Origin of the sequence: Burkholderia sp. 22313 (assembly GCF_052045245.1) — a bacterium.
Lineage (GTDB): Bacteria > Pseudomonadota > Gammaproteobacteria > Burkholderiales > Burkholderiaceae > Burkholderia.
This window is the reverse complement of sequence record NZ_JBQEON010000009.1, coordinates 130,891-151,908: the sequence shown is the minus strand read 5'-3', so window position 1 is coordinate 151,908 and position 21,018 is coordinate 130,891. Positions and strand designations below refer to the sequence as shown.

Below are 21,018 nucleotides of genomic sequence, written 5' to 3'. Positions count from 1 at the left end.
AAACGGGAGTCGGGAAATCGGTCAGCCGACGACGGAGCGCCAGAGCGCGATCACGAGCAACGTCATGAACGCGGCGATCAGGTCGTCGACCATGATGCCCAGGCCGCCTTTCACACGCCGGTCGAAATAGCGGATCGGCGGCGGCTTGAGCATGTCGAAGCAGCGGAACACGACGAACGCCCACAGCTGGCCGACGAAGGTCGCGGGCGTGACGAACAGCATCACGAGCCAGATCGCGACGATTTCGTCCCAGACGACGGGGCCCGGATCGGTCGTGCCCATCCTGCGCGCGGTGAAGCCGGTGATCCACGTGCCGGCGACGAACCCGGCCGCGATCAGCGCCCACCATTCGGGCACCGTCAGGTAGCGGTTGAGCACGACGAACGACAGCCAGCCGAACAGCGAGCCGAACGTGCCGGGCATGAACGGCGCGAGCCCGCTGCCGAAGCCGAGCGACACGATGTGCGCCGGGTGCGACAGCATGAAGCGCGCGGTGGCGCGCCGCGGCACGTTCCGTTCGGCGCCGGGCGTGGCCGCGGGGGGCGCGGTCGTCGGGTCAGTCTGCATGGAAGTGGTCGAAACCGTGCAACGTGAGAGTCAGGGGCGCGCCGACGGCGTCGCGCCACGCGATCGCGGGCTGTTCCGACGGCGAGGACAACGCATGTATTGTACCGACTCGCGTGACTCGGACGCCGGCGCTCGCGCCCGCCGCATCGACCGCCGCGCGGGCCGCGGCCGGTGCGGTGAAGCACAGTTCGTAGTCGTCGCCGCCGGCCAGCGTGCAGCGGCGCTGCACGTCGGGCGGCAGCGTCGCGAGCGCGGCCGAGCGCGGCACCGCGTCGGCATCGATGTCGGCGCGCACGTTCGAGCGGGTCAGGATGTGTTGCAGGTCGCCGGCGAGGCCGTCTGAGAGGTCGAGCGCCGCATGCGCGACGCCCGCGAGCGCGAGACCGAGCGCGATGCGCGGCTCCGGACGCTCGAGCGCCTGCTGGAACGCGGCGGCTTCGGCCGCGCCGGCGGTCCATTCGCCGCGCGCGAGCCCGAGCCCCGCGCGGGCATCGCCGAGCGTGCCGGAGATCCATACGTCGTCGCCGTCGCGCGCGGCATCGCGTCGCAGCGCCGCATCGGGCGCGACTTCGCCGAACACGGTCACGCACAGGTTCAGCGGCCCGCTCGTCGTGTCGCCGCCGATCAGCTCGCAGCCGAACCGCTCGGCGAGCGCGAACAGGCCGTTGCTGAACGCCTCGAGCCAGGCGGCGTCGGCGCGCGGCAGCGCGCACGCGAGCGTGAACGCGCGCGGCTCGGCGCCCATCGCGGCGAGATCCGACAGGTTGACCGCGAGGGTCTTGTGGCCGAGCGCGTCGGGCGCGACATCGGGGAAGAAATGGCGGCCTTCGACCAGCATGTCGGTCGAAATGGCCAGCAATTTCCCGGATCGCGGCGCGACCAGCGCGCAGTCGTCCCCGATGCCGAGCGTCGACGCACGCGCCCCCCGGGCTGCGCGGCGCGCGAAGAAGCGATCGATCAGCGAAAACTCGGACAAGGCGGCTGGCACGGCGGACGGACCCGGAAAGCGGTGGAAGGGAACGGCATTGTACGAGGCGAACGGCGCCGTTCCCGCACCGTTCGGCCCATTTTTGTCGCGGCTGTTGCACCCGAATCGCCGGTCTGGCGGCCTTCGATTGGCGCTACAATGCCGTCGAACAGTTATTCTAATCCGCCCGTCAAGAGACACATGTCGACCCAAGCCTCCTCCAAAGCCAAGCTTCGCGAAGCCGCTCTCGATTATCACGAATTCCCGACGCCCGGGAAGATCGCGATTGCTCCGACCAAGCAGATGATCAACCAGCGCGACCTCGCGCTCGCGTATTCGCCGGGTGTCGCGTATGCGTGCGAGGAGATCGTCGAGAACCCGCTGAACGCCGCGCGCTTCACCGCGCGCAGCAATCTGGTCGGCGTGGTCACGAACGGCACGGCGGTGCTCGGGCTCGGCAACATCGGCCCGCTCGCGTCGAAGCCGGTGATGGAAGGCAAGGCGGTCCTGTTCAAGAAGTTCGCCGGCATCGACGTGTTCGACATCGAGCTGAACGAGTCGGACCCGCACAAGCTGGTCGACGTGATCGCCGCGCTGGAGCCGACCTTCGGCGGGATCAACCTGGAAGACATCAAGGCGCCCGACTGCTTCATCGTCGAGCGCGAAGCGCGCAAGCGGATGAAGATCCCGGTGTTCCACGACGACCAGCACGGCACCGCGATCGTCGTGGCCGCGGCCGTCACGAACGGCCTGAAGGTCGTCAACAAGGACATCAAGAAGGTGAAGCTGGTCGCGTCGGGCGCGGGCGCGGCCGCACTCGCATGCCTGGACCTGCTGGTCGACATCGGCCTGCCGATCGAGAACATCACGGTGACCGACCTGGCCGGCGTGGTCTACAAGGGCCGTGCCGAGCTGATGGACCCGGACAAGGAGCGTTTCGCCCGCGAAACCGAAGCCCGCACGCTGGCCGAGGTGATCGACGGCGCGGACATCTTCCTCGGCCTGTCGGCCGCCGGCGTGCTGAAGCAGGAGATGGTGAAGGGCATGGCCGAGCGCCCGCTGATCCTCGCGCTCGCGAACCCGACGCCGGAAATCCTGCCGGAACTCGCACTCGAAGTGCGCCCGGACGCCGTGCTGGCCACCGGCCGCACCGACTACCCGAACCAGGTCAACAACGTCCTGTGCTTCCCGTTCATCTTCCGTGGCGCGCTCGACGTCGGCGCGACGACGATCACGCGTGAAATGGAGATCGCGGCCGTCAACGCGATCGCCGAACTCGCGCAGCACGAGCAGAGCGACATCGTCGCGACCGCGTACGGGATCCAGGATCTGTCGTTCGGGCCCGAATACCTGATTCCGAAGCCGTTCGACCCGCGCCTGATCGTCAAGATCGCGCCGGCCGTCGCGCAGGCCGCGATGGACGGCGGCGTGGCGACGCGCCCGATCGAGGACATGGAGGCGTACCGCGTTCACCTCCAGCAGTTCGTGTACCACAGCGGCACGACGATGAAGCCGATCTTCCAGATCGCGCGCGCCGCGCCGGAAGAGAAGAAGCGCGTCGTGTTCGCGGAAGGCGAGGAAGAGCGCGTGTTGCGCGCCGTTCAGATCATCGTCGACGAGAAACTCGCGAAGCCGATCCTGATCGGCCGCCCGTCGGTGATCGAGCACCGTATTCAGCGCTACGGCCTGCGCCTCACGCCGGGCACCGATTTCACGGTCGTCAACACCGAGCACGACGAGCGCTACCGCGATTTCTGGCAGACGTACTACAAGATGATGGCGCGCAAGGGCATCAGCGAGCAGCTTGCCCGCGTCGAGATGCGCCGCCGCACGACGCTGATCGGCTCGATGCTGGTGAAGAAGGGCGAAGCCGACGGGATGATCTGCGGCACGATCAGCACCACGCACCGCCACCTGCACTTCATCGACCAGGTGATCGGCAAGCGCCCGGGCTGCAGCGTGTACGCGGCGATGAACGGCCTCGTGTTGCCGGGCCGCCAGATTTTCCTCGTCGACACGCACGTGAACGTCGATCCGACCCCGGAACAGCTCGCGGAGATCACGATCATGGCCGCGGAAGAAGTGCGCCGGTTCGGCATCGAGCCAAAGGTCGCGCTGCTGTCGCACTCGAATTTCGGCACGAGCAACGCACCTTCGGCGAAGAAGATGCGCGATACGCTCGCGATCCTGCAGGAACGTGCGCCGGAGCTGAAGGTGGACGGCGAAATGCATGGCGACGTCGCGCTCGACGCGGCGCTGCGCAAGGAAATCCTGCCGGAATCGACGCTGGAAGGCGAAGCGAACCTGCTGATCCTGCCGAACATCGACGCCGCGAACATCGCGTACAACCTGCTGAAGACGGCCGCCGGCAACAACATCGCGATCGGGCCGATCCTGCTGGGCGCGGCTCAGCCGGTGCACGTGCTGACCGAATCGGCGACCGTTCGCCGCATCGTCAACATGGCGGCGCTGCTGGTTGCCGACGTGAACGCCACGCGCTGAACCCCGGGCGCAAGACGAACGCGCGGCACCGGTCGAACCGGGGCCGCGCGGCGGGCGAAATTGTAAACAAAAGCAAAAAGAGGCGTGCCCGCAATGGGCACGCCGTCGGGCAGGGCGCACACGCGCTTCCCATAAGCAACAGCAGCATCTCTCCACTCCGGGTAGTGAGCGCGGCAAGGAGGCAGGGTCTTGCCATGCGAGAGATGCCGCCCGTATTCTATCTCATGCAAGATAAATGTAGTCTTATTTCGGTAAAAAATGCGCGATTCCGTGCGGCGTCAGCCTTTCGATTCCCAAACGAACATTGATTCGCGCGGACAATAGCGCTACGCTAACGCCTTTGGATGGTCGTCAACTACTTGATTTAACAGCGGGAACCCTGGTTCATGGCACGCAAGTGGCTCCGCAACGGCGCGCTCGCGTCCGTCTTCGCGATGTTCGCGATGGGTATCGTCGGCACACCGACGGGCAGTCTGGTTTCCGCCGCTTACGCACGGCAGGCCGTTTCGGCCGACCTGGCCGTCGGCGGGGTCGATACGATCCCGACCGCCCGCCTGCCGCGCGAGGCCGTGACCACGCTCGGTCTGATCGGCGCCGGTGGCCCCTATCCGTACGAGAAAGACGGCGTCGTCTTCGGCAACCGCGAGCGGATCCTGCCGAAGGCGAAGCGCGGCTTCTACCACGAGTACACGGTGCCGACGCCACGCGCACGCAATCGCGGCGCGCGCCGGATCGTCTGTGGCGGGCCGTTGCGCCGGGTCGACAACTGTTATTACACGGACGACCACTACAACAGTTTTAAACGTATTGTTGAATGACTTCGGGACGAATGGCATGAGCGACTCCATCTACGCGCACGATACGGCGGCGGCGGAACTGTTCGCGGCCGGCGACGGCAATCTGTTTCAGCGCGTGATCGAACTGAACGCGGCGGCACAGGCCGGCGGCGCGCCGGAGCAACAGGAAGCCGAACCCGGGCTTTCATCGAACGAGGAGCCTATGAGCCTTTTCACGACCGTGCGACCCAATCTCGTGCAGTCGATCCGCGCGTTCCGCGTGCAGGATCTCGCCGACGAAGCCGGTCGGCTCGGCCAGCATTTCCTGTACGCGTATTGCGGTGCCGCGCAGTCGAAGCAGGAAGTGATGGAGACGATCGCGACGTCGTTCCTGTTTCCGAAACATTTCGGGAAGAACTACGACGCGCTGTACGACTGCCTGACCGATCTCGTCGCGAAGGCCGGTGCGCAGCCCGGTTTCGTGATCGTCCTCGAAGGGCTGCCGATCGCGCAGAAGTTCGACAAGGAAGGGCGCGAGACGCTGCTCGACGTGTTCCGCGAAGCCGCCGAGTTCTGGGGCGAGCGCAAGGTCGCGTTCCGCGTGTTCTATTCGTTCGCGTAAGCCGCGCATCCGTCGGCTACGGCCGGTTTGGCAAAAAAGCCCGCCTCGTGCGGGCTTTTTTGCGTCCGCGCGGCGCAGGCCGGCCGGCGCCAGACATCGTTTTCTGACACTCGCCTTTCATCTGGCGCCGTTTTTCGGGACAATCTCGGTCGGCCCGACGGCGGCAACCGCCGCGCCGGAGCACCAAAACAAACCATCGTGCGGCGATCCGGGCCCGCGCGTGACGTCGCGCTCCGGCAGCGGTCCGGCTCGGGCAGTGCCGGAGCCGAGCCGCTGCCCGGCATGCTCAGCGCATCACCAGCCGCCCCAGCGCGCGGCCAGCGCCGCGAGCACGGCCGCGCCAGCCGTCTCGGTGCGCAGCACGCGGGGCCCAAGCGACAGCGCGGTGAACCCGTATGCGCGGGCCGCGTTTTCCTCGTCCGGCGACAGCCCACCTTCCGGCCCGATCAGCAGCGTGACGGCCGCCGCGGGCGGCGCGTCGGGCAGCGAGGCGAACGGGATGCTCGCGCGCGGCGACAGCAGCAGCCGCAACTCGCCATCGGCCGGTGCGGCCGGCAGCGTGTCGAGCCATGCGCCGAAGCCGCGTACCGGCGCGACGTCGGGCACGCGGTTGCGGCCGCATTGTTCGCACGACGCGCGCACGACACCGCGCCAGTGCGCGACGCGTTTGTCCGCGCGCTCGCCGGACAGCTTCACGACGCCGCGTGCGGTCGACAGCGGCACGACCGCCGCGACGCCGAGCTCGACGGCTTTCTCGATCACCCAGTCCATCTTGTCGCCGCCGGCGATGCCTTGCGCAAGCGTCACGCGATAGGGCGGCTCGGCTTCCGCCGGGTCGAACGTTTCGATCTGCGCGAGTGCGCTGCGCTTGTCGATCTCGACGATGCGCGCGCGATACTGGCCGCCGCTGCCGTCGAACAGCGCGAGCGCGTCGCCGGGCTGCAGTCGCAGCACCTGCGCGTGACGCGCGACGTCGGCCGGCAACGCGAGCGTCGCATCGGCGCGCAGCGCCGCTTCGACGAAAAAGCGCGGCACGGCCGCGGTGGTGGTGGCTTCACTCATCTGTATCGCGGCTCCGTTCATGCGTCCAGGCGGCACCCGAGCGCCCAGCGGTAGCCGTCGAGATCCTCGATCTGCGCGAAGCGGTCGCCCCAGAACTGGTCCTGCGGCGCGCTCAGTGATTTCGCGCCCGCGTCGAGCGCGCGCTGCCAGGTCGCGTCGACGTCGTCGACATACAGATAGAACGACTGCGGAGCGGTTGCGTGCGCACTCTTCGGCGTGAGCGCGATCGAGCCGAACGCGCCTTCCGGCGCGAACATCACGATCAGCTGCCCGCGGTAGGTCATCTCGACGTGCATGATCGCGCCGTCCTCGTCGAGGACGTCGCGCAGCTCGAAGCCGAATGCGGCCTTGAAGAACTCGATGGCCGCGGGCGCGTTGTGCACGGCCAGATAAGGCGTCAACCAAGGCACGTTGGCCGGACGTGGATCGGTCATGAAAATCTCCTGTTGAACACGGTTGGCGCTTGAGCGGCTACTCCGGTTCCATGCATGGCGGTTCGGCGGGTATGGGCACCCCGGGCAACTCGGGCAAGCGGGTACGCCGGCGGGTGCCCCAATCGTTCCGGGCCGGTGCGTCGCGGGCCGGGCGCGCGCGACATCGCGACCGGCGTGCGGAACGATGCGTGTGCCCGGAAGCTCAGCGGCGAACGCCCAGTGTATCGCGCAGCGCGCACGGCAGGGCAAAGAGGGCCGCATGAAGCCGCGCATCGTAGTAGCGCAGGCCCTGCACCCGGCGCGCGGCGAGACGTTCGTCGACGTCATGCGCGAACAGCGCGGCCGCATCGAGCGTGTCGCTCGCGATCGCCATCAGCCATTGCGAGCCGTACAGCGGCACATGCGCGGACAGCGGATCGACGACCGCGAAGCTGGCGCGCAGGTCGGCCAGCAGCGCGGCGATGCGCGCCGCGTGGAACACCGGCGAACCGAGATGGATCGAGATCGCGCCGCACGGTGTGAGGATCCGCTTGAGCCGCGCATAGAACTCGCGCGTATAGAGGCCGGCCGCCGGCGAATCGGGCGGCGTGAGATCGAACACGACGAGATCGAAATGCTCGACGGTCGACGTGACGAAATGTGCGGCGTCGCCAATCACGACCTCGACGCGCGGGTTGTCGAGCGCGCCCTGGTGCACGTCATCGAGATAGCGACGCGCCATGCCGACCACTTCGTCGTCGAGCTCGGCGACGACGATCCGTTCGATGCACGCGTGCTTGAGCAACTGGCGCGCGGCGCCGCCGTCGCCGCCGCCGAGCACGAGCGCCTTCTTCGGACACGGATGCGCGAGCGCGGCCGGGTGCGTCATGCACTCGTGGTACACGTATTCGTCGCCGACCGACGTCATCGGCCGGCCGTCCAGCGTAAACAGACGGCCGAGCTGCGGGGTTTCCCAGACCTCGATGTGCTGGTGCGGCGACGCGACGTGCGCGAGCCGGCGAGCGTTCGGGAAGCCGTACGCGGCGTCGGGCGTGGGATGGAAAAGAAGGGTCGTGCTCAAGGGCGGGGGCCACTCGGGGCGGGCAGTTCCGACGTCTGAATTATAGGAGGCGTGCGGTTTCGCGGAAAAGGGTGCCGGAACACCACGCGCCGACAAGGGAAATGTCAGCCCATCTGTTAAAATGTCGAGCTTTGCAGCCTCGTCCGTAGGCTCCGTCCGCTTCGCGTCCGTCAGGCGCCGCACCGTGCGCCGGGAACGATTGACGCTCGAGCTTCCGGATGCCGCCGTGCCCCCGTTTCCTCGACTCGTTCTCCGGACTCGACATGACGACTTCGTCTCCCGCCTCCACCACCCTGATGGCCAACGCGATCCGTGCGCTCGCGATGGACGCCGTTCAGCAAGCGAACTCCGGCCACCCCGGCATGCCGATGGGCATGGCCGAAATCGGCGTCGCGCTCTGGTCGCGCCACCTGAAGCACAACCCGACGAACCCGCACTGGGCAGACCGCGACCGCTTCGTGCTGTCGAACGGCCATGGCTCGATGCTGCTGTACTCGCTGCTGCACCTGACCGGCTACGACCTGCCGATGGCAGAGCTGAAGAACTTCCGCCAGCTGCACTCGAAGACGCCGGGCCACCCGGAATACGGCATCACGCCGGGCGTCGAGACGACCACCGGCCCGCTCGGCCAGGGTCTCGCGAACGCGGTCGGCATGGCGCTCGGCGAAGCGCTGATGGCCGACGAGTTCAACCGTGACGGCGCGAAGATCGTCGATCACCACACGTACGTGTTCCTCGGCGACGGCTGCCTGATGGAAGGCATCTCGCACGAAGCCTGCTCGCTCGCCGGCACGCTGAAGCTGAACAAGCTGATCGCGCTGTACGACGACAACGGCATCTCGATCGACGGCGACGTCGTGAACTGGTTCCACGACGATACCCCGAAGCGCTTCGAGGCCTACGGCTGGAACGTGATCCCGAACGTGAACGGCCATGACGTCGACGCGGTCGACGCGGCGATCGCGAAGGCGAAGCTGTCGGACAAGCCGACGATGATCTGCTGCAAGACGGTGATCGGCAAGGGCGCGGCGACCAAGGCCGGCGGCCACGACGTGCACGGCGCGGCGCTCGGCGCGGAAGAAATCGCGAAGACGCGCGCGGCACTCGGCTGGACCTGGGAGCCGTTCGTGATTCCGCAGGAAGTCTATGCGGCATGGGACGCGAAGGAAGCCGGCAAGCGCGCCGAGTCCGAATGGGACGCGACGTTCGCCGCCTATCGCGCGAAATTCCCGGCAGAAGCCGCCGAATTCGAGCGCCGGATGGCCAACAAGCTGCCGGCCGACTGGACCGAGAAGGCCGCGGCGATCATCGCCGGCGCCAATGAGCGCGGCGAGACGGTGGCAACCCGCAAGGCGTCGCAGCAGGCGATCGAAGGGCTCGCCGCCGCACTGCCGGAACTGCTCGGCGGCTCGGCCGACCTGACCGGTTCGAACCTGACCAACTGGAAGGCATCGAAGGCGGTGCGCGCGAATCCGGAAGGCGCGGGCGTGCTGCTCGGCAACCACATCAACTACGGCGTGCGCGAATTCGGCATGAGCGCCGCGATCAACGGCCTCGCGCTGCACGGCGGCCACAAGCCGTTCGGCGGCACGTTCCTGACGTTCTCCGACTACAGCCGCAACGCGCTGCGCGTCGCATCGCTGATGAAGGTCCCGTCGATCTTCGTGTTCACGCACGATTCGATCGGCCTCGGCGAAGACGGCCCGACGCACCAGTCGATCGAGCACGTGTCGAGCCTGCGCCTGATCCCGAACCACGACGTGTGGCGTCCGGCCGACACGGTCGAGACGGCCGTTGCCTGGACCCACGCGATCGCCGCCGACCGTCCGTCGAGCCTGATCTTCAGCCGCCAGAACCTCGCGTTCAACCCGCGTACCGACGCGCAGATCGCGAACATCGAGAAGGGCGGCTACGTGCTGAAGGACTGGGACGAAGAGATCGTCGCGCGCAAGATCATCCTGATCGCGACGGGCTCGGAAGTCGAACTCGCGATGAAGGCGATCGAGCCGCTCGCCCAGCAAGGCATCGCGGCCCGCGTCGTGTCGATGCCGTCGACCAACGTGTTCGACCGCCAGGATGCGGAATACCGCGAACGCGTGCTGCCGCACGGCGTGCGCCGCGTCGCGATCGAAGCGGGCGTGACCGCGTTCTGGCACAAGTACGTCGGCCTCGAAGGCGGCGTCGTCGGGATCGACACGTTCGGCGAATCGGCGCCGGCCGGCGTGCTGTTCAAGTACTTCGGCTTCACCGTCGAGCACGTCGTCGAGACCGCGAAGGCCGTGCTGGCCTAACAGCATTCGCGACGCGCGCTACCCCTCGCGCGCGTCGCACCGTGAAGCTGCACGACACGAATTTTTTTCAGCCATCAGGAGATAGACCATGACGATCCGCGTCGCAATCAACGGCTACGGCCGTATCGGCCGCAACACGCTGCGCGCGTTTTATGAAAACGGCAAGAAGCACGATCTCGAGATCGTCGCGATCAACGACCTGGGCGATGCGAAGACCAACGCGCACCTGACCCAGTACGACACCGCACACGGCAAGTTCCCGGGCGAAGTGTCGGTCGACGGCGACTACCTCGTCGTGAACGGCGACAAGATCCGCGTGCTGGCGAACCGCAACCCGGCTGAACTGCCGTGGGGCGAACTCGGCGTCGACGTCGTGATGGAATGCACGGGCTTCTTCACGACGAAGGAAAAGGCGAGCGCGCACCTGAAGGGCGGCGCGAAGAAGGTGATCATCTCGGCGCCGGGCGGCAAGGACGTCGACGCAACGATCGTCTACGGCGTGAACCACAACGTGCTGAAGGCCGAGCACACCGTCATCTCGAACGCATCGTGCACGACGAACTGCCTCGCGCCGCTCGTCAAGCCGCTGAACGACAAGATCGGCCTCGAAACCGGCCTGATGACGACGATCCACGCGTACACGAACGACCAGGTGCTGACGGACGTCTACCACGAAGACCTGCGCCGCGCGCGTTCGGCTACGCATAGCCAGATCCCGACGAAGACGGGTGCTGCATCGGCCGTGGGCCTCGTGCTGCCGGAACTGAACGGCAAGCTCGACGGTTACGCGATCCGCGTGCCGACGATCAACGTGTCGGTCGTCGACCTGTCGTTCATCGCGAAGCGCGACACGACGGTCGAGGAAGTCAACGCGATCATGAAGGAAGCATCGGAAGGCGCGCTGAAGGGCATCCTCGGCTACAACGACGCACCGCTGGTGTCGATCGACTTCAACCACAACCCGGCTTCGTCGACGTTCGACGCAACGCTGACCAAGGTGTCGGGCCGCCTCGTCAAGGTGTCGAGCTGGTACGACAACGAGTGGGGTTTCTCGAACCGCATGCTGGATACGGCAGTCGCATTCGCGAACGCGAAGTAATCCCGCACGTCGCGCGGCCGCCGCAAGGCGGCCTGCACGGCGAACGAGCCCGGCCGGGTTTTTCCGGCCGGGCTTTTTCATTGGCCGGCGCGCGCAAGCCGCCTACTGCGTGACTTGCCTTGCGCCGACGCGTTGCGACGCGAGCCACAGCGCGATCAGCACGCCCGAGAGCGCCGCCCCCGCGATGCACACGCCGCGCCAGCCGGCGAGGCCATACGCAACGCTCGCCGCGAACGACCCGAAGGCGCCGCCGACGAAGTAGCTCGTCAGGTAGATCGTCGTCACGCGGCTGCGTGCGTTGCCGGCGAGTGCATAGATCACGCTCTGGTTCGAGATGTGCATGCCCTGCACGCCGACGTCGAGCAGCAGGATGCCCGCGATCAGCGCGACGAGCGAATGCGCGCCGGTCGCGATCAGCGCGAACGACGCGAGCACCGCGGCCGCGAACAGCCCGGTCGCCGCATTGCCGTGGCCGCGATCGACGAGCCTGCCGGCCGACGTGGCCGCGAGCGCGCCCACCGCGCCGACGATCCCGAACAGGCCGATCTGCCCTTCGGAGTAGCCGTACGGTGGCTGGCTCAGCAGGAACGTGAGGCCGGTCCACAGCAGGCTGAAGCACGCGAACACGAGCGCGCCGTAGGCCGAGCGCAGCGCGATCAGCGGCTGCGCACGCAGCAGCGCGACGAGCGACTTCATCAGTGCCGCGTAGTCGAGCCGCGCGTGGCGGCGATCCTTCGGCAGCTTGAGCGCGAGCACGCTGGTCAGCGCGAGGATCATCACCGCGGCGACGCCGTACACCGTGCGCCAGCCGAACCCGTCGGCGATCGCACCGGCCGCGACGCGCGCGAGCAGGATGCCGAGCAACAGCCCGCTCATCACGGTGCCGACCGCGCGGCCGCGCGTGCGCGCATCGGCGAGCGACGCGGCGAACGGCACGAGCAGCTGCGTCGAGCAGGTGACGAAGCCGAGCGCGATGTTCGCGGCGACGAACATCGTGAAGTTCGTGCTGAATGCCACCGCCACCAGCGCGACGACGTTGAGCACGAGCAGCCGCACGATCAGCGTGTGGCGGTTGACCGCGTCGCCGAGCGGCACGATCAGCAGCAGGCTCGCCGCATAGCCGAGCTGCGTCAGTGTGACGAGATAGCCGAGTTCGGCGGGCGCGCGGCCGAAGCTGTGCGCGATCGCCGCGAGCAGCGGCTGTGCGTAATAGATGTTGCCGATGACGATGCCGCACGCGCAGGCGAACAGCAGCGTCATGGCGCGGGTCAGCGGAGGATGGTTGTCTTGATGCGGTTCCATGGTCGCGAATAAGCAGCGGCGCCGGCCGGCGGCGTGAGCGCCCGGCTGCGCGGGGTGGCGGAAATCGGGGCCGGCGTCAACGAGTCGGCGATGAACCGGTGCGCGCCGGGCGGAGCGTGGCCGGCGCCTGGATGAGGCGGCGGCGGAGCGTCGTGCGGCGGGCGAGGGGAGGGCGGCCCGGGCGTGCCGCTCCGGTGCGGCGGCCAGGCGCCGTGTGTGGGAGCGGAAGTGCGTATGATGCGGGAATCGAATCATAGCGTCCAAGACTGGATCATTATGGTATCCATTGGCATCACCAATACCTGAGCCGCGATGCTTCTCCGTCATATCCGCTATTTCCTGGCTGTCGCCGAGCAGCGCAGCTTCACGCGCGCGGCCGACGCGCTGCACGTGTCGCAGCCGACGCTGTCGCAGCAGGTCCGCCAGCTGGAGGACCTGCTCGGCGTGCAGTTGTTCGACCGCTCGGGCCGCACGGTGCGGCTCACCGAATTCGGCGAGGTTTATGCGCGCCATGCGCGCGCGGCGCTGCACGAGCTCGAGACCGGGCAGCGTGCGTTGCATGACGTCGCCGATCTCGGCAGCGGTTCGCTGCGGCTCGCGATGATGCCGACCTTCGCGGCCTACCTGAGCGGCTCGCTGATCGACGCATTCCACGCGGATTTTCCGAACGTCGCGCTGACGATCGACGCGATGCCGCAGGAGCGCATCGAGGCGCTGCTCGCCGACGACCGGCTCGACGCGGGTTTCGCGTTCGTGCCGCCGCGCGCGCCGGAGATCGACGCGCTGCCGTTGTGGGAGGAACCGCTTGCGCTCGTGACGGGACGCACGCACCGGCTCGCCCGCCGCCGCCGCGCGCTGAGCGCGACCGAACTTGCCGGCGAGCCGCTGGTGCTGCTGAGCTGCGCGTTCGCGACGCGGGAAAGCATCGACCGCTATTTCATCGAACAGGGCGCGCAGCCGAAGATCGCGATCGAGACGAACACGGTCAGCGCGGTGCTGGAGCTGGTGCGCTGCGGGCGGCTCGCGACGGTGCTGCCGGACGCGGTCGCGCGCGAGAGCGGCGACCTGTGCGCGCTCGAGCTCGATCCGCCGCTGCCGACGCGCACGGCCGCGCTGCTCACGCGCAAGGGTGCGTACCGCAGCGTCGCGGCGCGCGCGTTCATCGAGCGCGCGCTCGCGTATCGCGATCCTTCAGGGGGATGACCGGTACGACCGGGGAGCGGTGGCCGCGGCGGCCGCGCGCGTTGGCGCTCAGGCGCCCGGCGTCGGAAAGAAGATGCCCGCGCGCTGCGCGGCGTTCGCGATGTGCGTTTCGATCGCGGTGCCCGCGGCGGCCGCATCGCGGGCGATCAGCGCGTCGACGATCGCACGGTGCTCGTGCCAGGTCGACAGCAGCAGCTCGCGCCGGTAGAACGGCATGCGCTGGCTTTCCTTCATGATGTCCGCGCTGCTGCGCAGCACCGACTCGATCGCCGCATTGCCCGCGAGATGGATGATCCGCATGTGGAAGTCGAAGTCGAGCCGCGACGCTTCGTCGAGCGCGCTGTCGGTCAGCGCGACGTGCAGGTCGGCGAGGTTGTCCTCGAACCACGCGATGTCGTCGTCGCTGACGACGTGCGCGGCCATCCGCGCGGCGAACCCTTCGAGCGCGTAGCGCATCTGGTACGTGTCGGGCGGCGACGACTGCTCGGCGAACTGCCACGGATGCGCGGCCGTGGCCTGCGCGCTTTCGACATAGACGCCCTTGCCGGCGCGGATGCGCAGCATCCCGAGCGCCTCGAGCGTCGACAGCGCCTCGCGCAGCGACGCGCGGCTGATCTCCAGCTCCTCGGAGAGCTGGCGCTGGGCCGGCAGCAGGCTGCCGACCGGATACACGCCTGCTTCGATCCGGTCGCGGATCGTCGCGATGGCGGCGTCGGTCACGGTATGCGGAACGTTTTTCATGATGTGAACGATGGCCGGTCTGACCAGCATTGTAATCCGCACGCGTGCGGTGCACGACCGCCCTACGGGAAAGCCACGATCCGCCCCTTTCCGGTGCGTCCGACGCGAGCGGGGAAGGGCGGGAAATCCCTATTTGATCTGTCCTTGACGCGACTATATCGGCTTCCTACTATCCACCATAACATCACTGGTCTTACCAGTATGAACAGACGAAACTGCAACCGTTGGATCGGGAGAGCGCCGTGTCGAAATTCCTCAATTCGCTGTTTGGCCGGGTAGTCGTCGCATTGATCCTGGGGGTCGCGCTCGGCGCGTTCTTCCCGCATTTTGCCGAGTCGTTGCGACCACTCGGCGACGGCTTCCTGAAACTCATCAAGATGGTCATCGGCCCGATCGTGTTCTGCGTCGTGGTCAGCGGGATGGCCAATGCGGGCGACCTGAAGAAGGTCGGCCGGGTCGGCCTGAAGGCGATCGTCTACTTCGAGGTGATGACGACGATCGCGCTTGGCATCGGGCTCGTGCTCGCGTGGCTCACACGCCCGGGCGTCGGGATGAACATCGACCTGCGCTCGCTCGACGCGGCGTCGCTCGCGTCGTACGCGAAGAACGCCGAAAGCCTGAAGGACACGGCCGGGTACCTGATGAAGATCATCCCCGAGACCGCGATCGACGCGTTCGCGAAGGGCGACATCCTGCAGATCCTCGTGTTCGCGGTGCTGTTCGGTTCCGCGCTGTCGCTGCTCGGCGACAAGGCGCAGCGCGTGAACAGCCTGATCGAGGAACTGTCGCACGTGTTCTTCCGGATCATCGGCTTCATCATCAAGCTCGCGCCGCTCGGCGTGCTCGGCGCGATCGCGTTCACGACCGGCAAGTACGGCGTCGCGTCGCTCAAGCAGCTCGGCTACCTCGTCGCGGTGTTCTACCTGAGCTGCTTCGTGTTCGTCACGGTCGTGCTCGGCGCGGTGATGCGGCTCGCGGGCTTCTCGGTGTTCAAGCTGATCCGCTACCTGCGCGAGGAGCTGTCGATCGTGCTCGGCACGGCGTCGTCGGACGCGGTGCTGCCGCAGGTGATGAGCAAGCTCGAATACATGGGCATCAAGGATTCGACGGTCGGCCTCGTGATCCCGACCGGCTATTCGTTCAACCTCGACGGCTTCTCGATCTACCTGACGCTCGCGGTGCTGTTCATCGCGCAGGCCACCAATACGCCACTGTCCACGCATGACCTGATCGTCGTGCTGCTCGTGTCGCTCGTCACGTCGAAGGGCGCGCACGGGATTCCGGGCTCGGCGATCGTGATCCTCGCGGCGACGCTGTCGGCGATTCCCGCGATTCCGGTGCTCGGCCTCGTGCTGATCCTGCCGGTCGACTGGTTCGTCGGCATCGCCCGCGCGGTGACCAACCTGATCGGCAACTGCGTTGCGACGGTGGTCGTCGCGGTGTGGGAGAACGACATCGACCGGGCTCGCGCGAAGCGCGTGCTGAACCGCGAACTGCGCTACGTGGCCGATGCGCCGGGCAGCGCCGCACCGATCGCCGGTGACCAGGCCCACGCGCTCTGAGCGCACCCCCGCGCGCAGCGGTTTCACCGACCGCTTCGCGCGAAGCGAATTTCCCGCGGCCGGCGCGACGACGCGCCGGCGCTACTCAAAATAGTGGAGACGACATGGCAGCCCCCATCCTCGATCCGAACGCGCCGGCCTTCACGCGGCGCTACATGAACCTCGCCGACCCGCGCCTGGGCGCGCAGGCGCTCTTCGCCAGCGACGAATTCTTCGCACCGAAGGAGCGCATGCTGAATCCCGAGCCGGCCGTGTTCATTCCCGGCAAATACGACGACCACGGCAAGTGGATGGACGGCTGGGAAACGCGCCGCAAGCGCACCACCGGCCACGACTTCTGCGTGGTGCGGCTCGCGCGGCCGGGCGTGATCCACGGCGTCGATCTCGATACGAGCCATTTCACCGGCAACTTCCCGCCGGCCGCGTCGATCGAGGCGTGCGCGGTGGACGGCGACTCGCCGCCGGACGACGCGGAGTGGCGCACGATCGTCCCCGCGACGACGCTGCAGGGCAATTCGCATCACTACGTGAGTGTCGACGATGGGCAGCCGGTCACGCACCTGCGCGTGAACCTGTATCCGGACGGCGGCCTCGCGCGGCTGCGCGTGTACGGCCAGCCGCAGCGCGACTGGCGCGATGTGCCGGCCGGCGAGCTCGTCGATCTCGCGGCGATCGAGAACGGCGGCCATCTCGTGGCGGCGAACAACCAGCACTTTGGTCCGGCCTCGCAGATGCTGATGCCGGGGCGCGGCGCGAACATGGGCGACGGCTGGGAAACGCGGCGCCGCCGCGAGCCTGGCAACGACTGGGCGATCGTCGCGTTGGCGCGGCCGGGCATCATCCGCCGCGTCGAGGTCGATACGGCGTTCTTCAAGGGCAACTTCCCCGACCGCTGTTCGCTGCAGGCCGCGCGGGTGGCGGGCGGCACCGACGATTCGCTCGTCACGCAGGCGATGTTCTGGGCCGAGCTGCTCGGCGAACAGAAGCTGCAGATGGACCACGTGCATACGTTCGACCAGCTCGCGGCGCTCGGCCCCGTCACGCACGTGCGCTTCAACATCTTCCCGGACGGCGGCGTGTCGCGCCTGCGTCTGTGGGGCGAGCCGGCTTGAAGGAGGCAACGGCATGAGCGGACCCCACATCCTGCGCGTCGAGCGCCTGACCCGCGACGCGTTCGCGCCGTTCGGCGACGTGATCGCGCTCGAAGGCGCGCGGCACTTCCCGATCAACGGCGGCACGACCGAGCGCTTCCATGATCTCGCGACGATCGACGTCTGCGCGGACGGCGGCCGGCCGCTCGTCAGCGTGTTCCGCGCGCAGCCGCGCGCGCTGCCGGTCGCGATCACGCTGATGGAGCGCCATCCGCACGGCAGCCAGGCGTTCATCCCGCTCGCGGCCGTGTCGCGCTACGCGATCGTCGTCGCGCCGGCCGGCGAGTTCCGCCCCGACGCGATGCGTGCGTTCCTGGCCGAGGGCTGGCAGGGCGTGAACTATGCGAAGGGCGTCTGGCACCATCCACTGCTCGCGCTCGACGCGGTCAGCGACTTCGTGATCGTCGACCGCGGCGGCTCGCAGCCGAACTGCGACGAGATCCCGCTCGACCACGCGTGGGCGCTCGAGTTCGAGCCGGCCTGCGCGAGCGCGGCCTGACGCGCGGCGAGGGCGGTATCAGGCGTCGGGTATCAGGCGGATCAAGCGGATCAGGCGGATCAGGCGGATCAGGCGGATCAGGCGTCGCGCGGCGGCAGCAACGCGCGCCGCCGCGGGGATCGATTGAAAACGTTCCTGAATCGGCCCGCACGCGATGTGCGGGCCGTTTTCATTCTGGTCCCGAAAACGACACGGCCCGGGCGGCGAGATGCCGGCCGGGCCGTCGCGCGTGCGCGCAGGGTGCGGATCAGTGCTTGCGGTGCGGGCAGTTCTCGGTCGTGCAGGAGCCGTACATCGCGAGCGAGTGTTCCTGGAGCCGGAAGCCGCGTTCCTTCGCGATCGCTTGCTGGCGGCCTTCGATCTCGGCATCGAAGAACTCCTCGACGCGGCCGCAATCGAGGCAGACGAGATGATCGTGGTGCGAGCCTTCATTCAGTTCGAACACGGCCTTGCCGGATTCGAAGTTGCTGCGCGTGAGCAGGCCGGCCTGCTCGAACTGCGTCAGCACGCGGTAAACCGTGGCGAGCCCGATGTCGAGCTGCTCGTTGAGCAGGTTGCGGTAGACATCTTCGGCCGTCAGGTGACGCACCGGGCTTTGCTGGAAGATCTCGAGAATCTTGAGGCGCGGTAGGGTGGCCTTTAGCCCGATATTCTTGAGATCCGTCGGATTGGTCATGGCTAGGCATCCCTAGAGTACAATGCAGGGCTTCAATGTTACCGGCTTTTCGCCGTTCCAGAAACACGCGCGGCTCGCGACGCGGGCCAGCACGGTGACGGAAATGTTCCCGGAATTTCTTTCGCACCTTCAGAGGAGTCGCATGCGGAGTGCCATCATCGCTGCCGCCGCCGTTGCCGCGCTGGCTGGTTGTTCGTCGTACGACAGCGTGACGCAGCGCATCGCGCAGAGCATCACGCCCTATCGGATCACTGTCGTGCAGGGCAACTTCGTGTCGCAGGAGAAGGCCGCGCAGTTGCAGGCCGGTATGACGCGCGAGCAGGTCCGCGCGCTGCTCGGCACGCCGCTGCTGTCGGACATGTTCCATGCCGACCGCTGGGATTACCTCTTCTACTTCAAGCGCGGCTCGACGTCCGTCGTCCAGCAGCGCGATCTTGTGCTGACGTTCTCGGGCGATCGCCTCGCGAGCTGGGCGGGCGCCGACAACCTGCCGTCCGAACTCGACCTGCTGGCCGACATCGACGGCGACCGCGGCGGCAAGAAGGCGAAGGCCGCCGCCGCGGCGAAGAAGGCGTCCGAAGCCGCCGCCGCGAGTGCTGCCGCGGCAACTGCTGCCGCGAGCCCGTCCGCCGAGCCGGCGTCCGCCGCGGCGGTCGACCAGGATGCGAACGCGCAGGCCGCACGCGCGGCGAACCGGGCGACCAACCAGGTGCCGGGCCAGGGTTCGGCCGCCCGCCGCTTCACGCCGTCCGCGCAGGCTTCGGGCGGCGCGCCGGTGCCGGGCGGCCAGCCGCCGGGCGCCGCGCCGGCGATCCAGCCGCAGTTCCAGTTCCATCGTCCGCCGCAGCCGAACGTGTCGAACGAGGCGCCGCCGCCCGTTGGCCCGCAAGGCTCGGACAACCTGCAGAACCAGCCGCTCACCGCGCCGGCCCAGTCGCAATAAGCGGCCGGCATGCGGAAGCAGGGCGGCATGCGCCGCCCGCCTTTAGACTTGTCGTGTAGAAAGCCATGAAGATTGCGATTGCCGGTGCATCGGGCCGTATGGGCCGGATGCTGATCGAAGCCGTTCTCAACGATGCCGACGCGCAGCTCGTCGGCGCGCTCGACCGCACCGATTCGCCGTTCCTCGGTCAGGACGCCGGTGCGTTCCTCGGCAAGGAAACCGGGATCAAGCTGACCGACGACCTCGATGCCGTGTTCGCGCAGGCCGACTACCTGATCGACTTCACGCGGCCGGAAGGCACGATCGCGCACGTCGCGGCCGCGCTGCGCCACGGCGTGAAGCTCGTGATCGGCACGACCGGTTTCACCGCCGAACAGAAGGCCGAGTTGCAGGCCGCGGCAGGCAGGATCGGCATCGTGTTCGCGGCGAACATGAGCGTCGGCGTGAACGTCACGCTGAAGCTGCTCGAATTCGCGGCGAAGCATTTCTCGCACGGCTACGACATCGAGATCATCGAGGCGCACCACCGTCACAAGGTCGATGCGCCGTCGGGCACCGCGCTGATGATGGGTGAAGCCGTGGCTGGCGCGCTCGGGCGCTCGCTCGACGAATGCGCGGTGTACGGCCGCCAGGGCGTGACGGGCGAACGCGATCCGTCGACGATCGGCTTTGCCGCCGTGCGCGGCGGCGACATCGTCGGCGATCACACCGTGCTGTTCGCCGGGATCGGCGAGCGGATCGAGATCACGCACAAGTCGTCGAGCCGCGTGTCGTACGCGCAGGGCGCGCTGCGTGCGGTCCGCTTCCTGTCGGCGCGCGACGCCGGCCTGTTCGACATGCAGGACGTGCTCGGCCTGCGCTGACCTTCACGGGGAAACTCCGATGGCCATTCCCACCGGCGTTGTCCACTACCTCGAAAGCGGCGATGCGATCACGCACGCCGTCGCCTACGTGCTGCTGGCGATGTCCGTCGCCAGCTGGTGCTTCCTCCTGATGAAGGCCTGGCTCCTGGTCCGCGCGAAGCGGCAGGGGCCGCGCGCGCTCGCCGCGTTCTGGCGTGCGGCATCGCTCGACGCGGGCATCACGGCGCTGGCCGGCGCCGATCGCGAGCGCGTGTTCGTGCCGCTCGCCGAAGCCGCGCGCGATGCGGCCGACGCACACGATCCGGCCGCGCTGGCCGCGCGTGTCGAACGCAACGAACGCGTGCTGCGCGCGCTGCGTCACGCGATGCTGCGCTCGCAGCGACGTCTCGAATTCGGCCAGGTGCTGCTCGCGTCGATCGGCAGCACCGCGCCGTTCGTCGGGCTGCTCGGCACGGTCTGGGGCATCTATCACGCGCTCGGCAGTATCGCCGCGAGCGGGCAGGCGCAGATCGAGAACGTCGCGGGGCCGGTCGGCGAGGCGCTGATCATGACCGCGTTCGGGCTCGTCGTCGCAATTCCCGCAGTGCTCGCCTACAACATCCTCGGGCGGCTCGTGCGCCAGCTCGCCGAGGAACTCGACGGCTTCGCGCGCGACCTGCACGTATTCGTGTGCGCGCAGGGCGCCTGACGCGCGGCCG

At 67.9% G+C, this 21,018-nt stretch carries 20 protein-coding genes; 12 read left to right on the top strand and 8 right to left on the bottom strand.

The window, feature by feature from the left end:
- Positions 1–21 precede the first annotated feature (21 nt).
- Both ACTJKF_RS10285 and thiL read right to left on the bottom strand, forming a co-directional pair.
- Positions 22–567: a phosphatidylglycerophosphatase A family protein gene (locus tag ACTJKF_RS10285; RefSeq protein ID WP_440623429.1), complete on the bottom strand. Its 546-nt coding sequence runs from the start codon at positions 565–567 to the stop codon at positions 22–24.
- The gene (gene thiL, locus ACTJKF_RS10280; RefSeq protein ID WP_440623428.1) at positions 557–1,555 is read right to left on the bottom strand and encodes a thiamine-phosphate kinase; all 999 of its coding nucleotides are present in this window, start codon (positions 1,553–1,555) and stop codon (positions 557–559) included. Before thiL ends, ACTJKF_RS10285 begins: the two co-directional genes overlap by 11 nt.
- A gap of 180 nt (positions 1,556–1,735) precedes the next feature.
- Between thiL and ACTJKF_RS10275 the strand changes: the two genes are divergently transcribed.
- From ACTJKF_RS10275 to ACTJKF_RS10265, 3 genes are all read left to right on the top strand, one after another.
- A complete protein-coding gene (locus ACTJKF_RS10275; protein ID WP_440623427.1) occupies positions 1,736–4,036 on the top strand; it encodes an NADP-dependent malic enzyme in 2,301 nt (766 codons plus the stop codon).
- A 386-nt stretch (positions 4,037–4,422) separates the two neighbouring features.
- Complete coding sequence (locus ACTJKF_RS10270) at positions 4,423–4,854, top strand: ribonuclease (RefSeq protein ID WP_440623426.1); 432 nt, start codon at positions 4,423–4,425, stop codon at positions 4,852–4,854.
- A 16-nt stretch (positions 4,855–4,870) separates the two neighbouring features.
- Positions 4,871–5,434, top strand: a complete 564-nt coding sequence (locus tag ACTJKF_RS10265; RefSeq protein WP_440623425.1) for a barstar family protein — start codon at positions 4,871–4,873, stop codon at positions 5,432–5,434.
- Positions 5,435–5,728: 294 nt separating this feature from the next.
- Here ACTJKF_RS10265 and ACTJKF_RS10260 read toward each other — a convergent pair whose 3' ends face one another.
- The 3 genes from ACTJKF_RS10260 to speE all read right to left on the bottom strand — a co-directional run bounded on the left by ACTJKF_RS10260 (position 5,729) and on the right by speE (position 7,990).
- Positions 5,729–6,496 (bottom strand): 16S rRNA (uracil(1498)-N(3))-methyltransferase, encoded by a 768-nt coding sequence (locus tag ACTJKF_RS10260; RefSeq protein WP_440623424.1) that lies wholly within the window; start codon positions 6,494–6,496, stop codon positions 5,729–5,731.
- Between the two features lie 17 nt (positions 6,497–6,513).
- Positions 6,514–6,930 (bottom strand): VOC family protein, encoded by a 417-nt coding sequence (locus ACTJKF_RS10255; RefSeq protein WP_440623423.1) that lies wholly within the window; start codon positions 6,928–6,930, stop codon positions 6,514–6,516.
- A gap of 202 nt (positions 6,931–7,132) precedes the next feature.
- The gene (gene speE / locus ACTJKF_RS10250; RefSeq protein WP_440623422.1) at positions 7,133–7,990 is read right to left on the bottom strand and encodes a polyamine aminopropyltransferase; all 858 of its coding nucleotides are present in this window, start codon (positions 7,988–7,990) and stop codon (positions 7,133–7,135) included.
- Positions 7,991–8,208: 218 nt separating this feature from the next.
- Between speE and tkt the strand changes: the two genes are divergently transcribed.
- Positions 8,209–10,281: a transketolase gene (gene tkt / locus ACTJKF_RS10245; protein WP_440623421.1), complete on the top strand. Its 2,073-nt coding sequence runs from the start codon at positions 8,209–8,211 to the stop codon at positions 10,279–10,281.
- 88 nt (positions 10,282–10,369) lie between these two features.
- Positions 10,370–11,380: a type I glyceraldehyde-3-phosphate dehydrogenase gene (gene gap / locus ACTJKF_RS10240; protein ID WP_014898111.1), complete on the top strand. Its 1,011-nt coding sequence runs from the start codon at positions 10,370–10,372 to the stop codon at positions 11,378–11,380.
- Positions 11,381–11,482: 102 nt separating this feature from the next.
- Here gap and ACTJKF_RS10235 read toward each other — a convergent pair whose 3' ends face one another.
- Positions 11,483–12,682 (bottom strand): MFS transporter, encoded by a 1,200-nt coding sequence (locus ACTJKF_RS10235; RefSeq protein WP_440623420.1) that lies wholly within the window; start codon positions 12,680–12,682, stop codon positions 11,483–11,485.
- 312 nt (positions 12,683–12,994) lie between these two features.
- On the opposite strand from ACTJKF_RS10235, the gene cynR reads away from it, so the two are divergent.
- Positions 12,995–13,885 carry a transcriptional regulator CynR gene (gene cynR / locus ACTJKF_RS10230; RefSeq protein WP_440623419.1) on the top strand — a complete coding sequence of 297 codons (891 nt, stop codon included), beginning with the start codon at positions 12,995–12,997 and terminating at the stop codon, positions 13,883–13,885.
- Positions 13,886–13,933: 48 nt separating this feature from the next.
- On the opposite strand, the gene ACTJKF_RS10225 is transcribed toward cynR, so the two are convergent.
- Positions 13,934–14,656, bottom strand: a complete 723-nt coding sequence (locus ACTJKF_RS10225; protein ID WP_440623418.1) for a FadR/GntR family transcriptional regulator — start codon at positions 14,654–14,656, stop codon at positions 13,934–13,936.
- A 212-nt stretch (positions 14,657–14,868) separates the two neighbouring features.
- Here ACTJKF_RS10225 and ACTJKF_RS10220 point away from each other — a divergent pair, with 212 nt between their 5' ends.
- From ACTJKF_RS10220 to ACTJKF_RS10210, 3 genes are all read left to right on the top strand, one after another.
- Positions 14,869–16,188, top strand: coding sequence for a C4-dicarboxylate transporter DctA (locus ACTJKF_RS10220; RefSeq protein ID WP_440623417.1), 1,320 nt, complete (start codon positions 14,869–14,871; stop codon positions 16,186–16,188).
- A gap of 104 nt (positions 16,189–16,292) precedes the next feature.
- Complete coding sequence (alc, locus tag ACTJKF_RS10215; protein WP_440623416.1) at positions 16,293–17,300, top strand: allantoicase; 1,008 nt, start codon at positions 16,293–16,295, stop codon at positions 17,298–17,300.
- A gap of 13 nt (positions 17,301–17,313) precedes the next feature.
- The gene (locus ACTJKF_RS10210; RefSeq protein ID WP_440623415.1) at positions 17,314–17,838 is read left to right on the top strand and encodes an ureidoglycolate lyase; all 525 of its coding nucleotides are present in this window, start codon (positions 17,314–17,316) and stop codon (positions 17,836–17,838) included.
- A gap of 247 nt (positions 17,839–18,085) precedes the next feature.
- Here the strand turns inward: ACTJKF_RS10210 and fur are convergent, their stop codons facing one another.
- Complete coding sequence (gene fur / locus ACTJKF_RS10205; protein WP_011350926.1) at positions 18,086–18,514, bottom strand: ferric iron uptake transcriptional regulator; 429 nt, start codon at positions 18,512–18,514, stop codon at positions 18,086–18,088.
- 142 nt (positions 18,515–18,656) lie between these two features.
- Here fur and ACTJKF_RS10200 point away from each other — a divergent pair, with 142 nt between their 5' ends.
- From ACTJKF_RS10200 to ACTJKF_RS10190, 3 genes are all read left to right on the top strand, one after another.
- Positions 18,657–19,457 (top strand): outer membrane protein assembly factor BamE, encoded by an 801-nt coding sequence (locus ACTJKF_RS10200; RefSeq protein WP_440623414.1) that lies wholly within the window; start codon positions 18,657–18,659, stop codon positions 19,455–19,457.
- Between the two features lie 65 nt (positions 19,458–19,522).
- Positions 19,523–20,320: a 4-hydroxy-tetrahydrodipicolinate reductase gene (gene dapB, locus ACTJKF_RS10195; RefSeq protein WP_440623413.1), complete on the top strand. Its 798-nt coding sequence runs from the start codon at positions 19,523–19,525 to the stop codon at positions 20,318–20,320.
- A 19-nt stretch (positions 20,321–20,339) separates the two neighbouring features.
- Positions 20,340–21,008 (top strand): MotA/TolQ/ExbB proton channel family protein, encoded by a 669-nt coding sequence (locus ACTJKF_RS10190; protein WP_440623412.1) that lies wholly within the window; start codon positions 20,340–20,342, stop codon positions 21,006–21,008.
- The last annotated feature ends 10 nt before the right edge of the window (positions 21,009–21,018 follow it).